We start from the raw sequence: 3,390 nt of genomic DNA, 5'->3' as shown, positions 1-3,390 counted from the left end.
AACATCAAAGATTAACAAATAATATTACTTGGGCAGATAACCGCGCTGCAAAATATGCAACAGTAATAAATGAAGTGCATGATGGCAATGCGATTTATCAGCGAACAGGTACGCCTATTCATCCTATGTCGCCTTTAGTGAAAATTTTTTGGATGAAACATGAATGGCAAGATGTATTTCAACGTACTGCTAAGTTTGCAGATATTAAAACATACATTTTCTATCATTTATTTGATACATATATCATTGATTATTCAATGGCTTCCGCAACAGGGATGTTTAATTTAGAAACATTAGATTGGGATGTTGGGGCATTAGAATTGCTTGGTATTTCCAAGGAAATGTTCCCGGAATTAGTGCCAACAACGTACGTAATGAAAGGCATGAAAGAACGTTATGCAACATTAATGGGGCTTAATGAAGATACACCGTTTGTTATTGGTGCGAGTGATGGGGTCCTTTCTAATTTGGGTGTCAATAGTGTTGGTAAAGGAGAAGTTGCTGTCACAATCGGTACATCTGGCGCGATTCGTACTGTGATAGATAAACCACGTACTGATTACAAAGGTAGAATATTTTGTTATGTCTTAACAGAGGACCACTACGTCATCGGAGGTCCTGTAAATAATGGTGGTGTCGTATTGAGATGGTTGCGCGACGAGTTGCTAGCGAGTGAAGTCGAAACTGCGAAACGTCTCGGTGTTGATCCTTATGATGTCTTAACTCAAATTGCAAAGCGTGTTAAACCAGGTGCAGATGGTTTAATATTCCATCCCTATTTAGCTGGAGAACGTGCGCCGCTTTGGAACGCAAATGCAAGAGGTTCATTCTTCGGTTTAACTTTATCTCATAAAAAAGAACATATGATTCGCGCTGCATTAGAAGGTGTTCTTTACAATTTGTATACCGTCTACCTTGCACTCATTGAAGTAATGAATGAAACGCCTAATATGATAAAAGCAACAGGTGGTTTTGCGAAAAGTGAAGTATGGCGTCAAATGATGTCAGATATATTTGACACAGAGTTAGTGGTTCCTGAAAGTTATGAAAGTTCATGCTTAGGTGCCTGCGTGCTTGGACTTAAAGCTGTAGGTGACATTGAAGATTTTTCAATCGTTTCATCGATGGTCGGTGCTACAAATAATCATACGCCGTTTGAAGAAAATGTCGCTGTTTACCAAGAGCTCGTATCCATTTTTATCAATTTAAGTCGTTCTTTAACAGAGAATTATGAACAAATTGCAGATTTTCAACGCCAACATATGGCTGAAAATAAAACACAATAAATACGTCACTCAAGCATCTTAGATAAAGTTGTTGTGCCATGACTACTATATATTATCTGGAATACGTGCGCGACGACGGTGTTACATTCTATTGAAAAGAGAAAGAGGGGAATGTCATGTTTAACGAAATATGGCCGTTAATCAGTGTTGTTTTAGGTATCGTTATTTTATTAGTATTAATTATTGGGTTTAAATTAAATACATTTATTTCATTAATTATCACATCGATGATTACAGCGTTAATGCTAGGTATACCATTGACTAAAATTATGGAGACGATTGAGAAAGGGATGGGCAGTACGCTCGGCCACATTGCACTAATATTCGGTTTAGGTGCCATACTTGGGAAATTACTTGCTGATGGTGGTGGTGCAACTCGAATTGCAGACACGTTGATTCAAAAATTTGGTCAAAAACATGTACAATGGGCAATGCTTGTTGCAGCATTTATCGTCGGTATTGCATTGTTCTTTGAAGTAGGTTTAGTCTTACTGATTCCATTAGTATTTACAGTAGCAAAACGCGCAAATGTTTCAGTGTTAAAACTAGGACTACCTATGGTAACAGCTTTATCTGTGACACATGGCTTTTTACCACCACATCCAGGACCGGTAGTCATCGCAAAAGAATTAAAGGCAAATGTTGGAGATGTATTACTGTACGGTATGATTATTGCCATTCCAGTTACACTCATTGCAGGACCTATATTTAACAAAGTTGCACAAAAAATGATTCCGTCTGCGTATACACGAGAAGGCGATATTTCAGCGTTAGGTGCACAAAAAGAATTTACGGATCAAGAGATGCCAGGATTTGGTATGAGTTTATTAACTGCAACATTACCAGTCATATTAATGTTAGTGTCTACGATAACGCAACTTGTAACTGGGCACGACAAACCTACAAATCTATTTGAATCTATCATTTATATGATAGGAACAGCAGGGACAGCCATGCTAATAGCAGTATTATTTGCAATCGTTACGATGGGATTAATGAGAAAACGTAAGATGAATCATATTATGGAATCAGTGACGAATGCGATTTATCCAATCGGAATGATGTTATTGATTATTGGCGGTGGCGGTACATTTAAACAAGTATTAATTGACGGTGGTGTCGGAAATACAATTGCTAAAATGTTTGAAGGTACAGAGATGTCTCCAATTTTACTAGCATGGATTGTTGCAGCTGTGCTACGTATCGCATTAGGTTCGGCTACAGTAGCTGCGATTTCAACTACAGGTATTGTCTTACCATTATTACAATCATCAGATGTAAATGTTGCATTAGTTGTACTTGCGATAGGTGCAGGTAGTGTGATTTTGTCTCATGTAAATGACGCAGGATTTTGGATGTTTAAAGAATATTTTGGTTTAACTGTAAAAGAAACATTCTTAACATGGTCATTATTAGAAACGATTATTTCCGTTTCAGGTATCATCTTCATTCTATTCATCAGCTTATTTGTTTAACTAAATATTAAGTAAACGTGTTTTTAGGTAATTGCAATATATTGCCTTGAAACACGTTTATTTTTATGCAGAAAATCGTCTGAAATAGTCAGAATCCGAACGATATAAAAAGTATATTGGGGATTTTAGTGTAATGAAAGGCGTTTCAAGACATGTTTTTGTGCGTATTGTACAGGCGATAATTATGAAACACTTAGTATATTGTTTTAAATTAGATAATGATGAATTTAATTTGAAAAATAAGTATAAAAAATACAAGCCTTGTGTGACAAGGGTTTATGATGACTTGAATACAATTTATAGGTATATTTCAAATAATAAAATTATCAATTAACATAAAATTAATGACAATCTTAACTTTTCATTAACTCGCTTTTTTGTATTGCTTTTAAAAACCGAACAATATAGACTTGCATTTATTAAGTTTAAAAAAATTAATGAATTTTGCATTTAAAGGGAGATATTATAGTGAAAAACAATCTTAGGTACGGCATTAGAAAACATAAATTGGGAGCAGCATCAGTATTCTTAGGAACAATGATCGTTGTTGGGATGGGACAAGATAAAGAAGCTGCAGCATCAGAACAAAAGACAACTACAGTAGAAGAAAATGGGAATTCAGCTACTGA

At 35.7% G+C, this 3,390-nt stretch carries 3 protein-coding genes and 1 pseudogene; all 4 read left to right on the top strand.

Features of this window, described 5'->3' with window-relative positions; genetic code table 11:
* Positions 1-1,286: gluconokinase (gene gntK / locus IDG60_RS09225; protein ID WP_206160636.1), on the top strand; the 1,286-nt coding region annotated here is incomplete at its 5' end.
* Positions 1,287-1,402: 116 nt separating this feature from the next.
* The gene (locus tag IDG60_RS09220; protein WP_000481425.1) at positions 1,403-2,761 is read left to right on the top strand and encodes a gluconate:H+ symporter; all 1,359 of its coding nucleotides are present in this window, start codon (positions 1,403-1,405) and stop codon (positions 2,759-2,761) included.
* A 382-nt stretch (positions 2,762-3,143) separates the two neighbouring features.
* Positions 3,144-3,246: pseudogene (locus IDG60_RS09215) on the top strand (hypothetical protein).
* The coding region (locus tag IDG60_RS09210) for a YSIRK-type signal peptide-containing protein (RefSeq protein WP_206160637.1) at positions 3,230-3,390 on the top strand (161 nt) is incomplete at its 3' end. The pseudogene IDG60_RS09215 and the gene IDG60_RS09210, both read left to right, overlap by 17 nt.

This window comes from Staphylococcus sp. EG-SA-2 (assembly GCF_017152085.1).
Note: the sequence above shows the minus strand (reverse complement) of the source record. Positions and strands in the feature narration are given on the sequence as shown.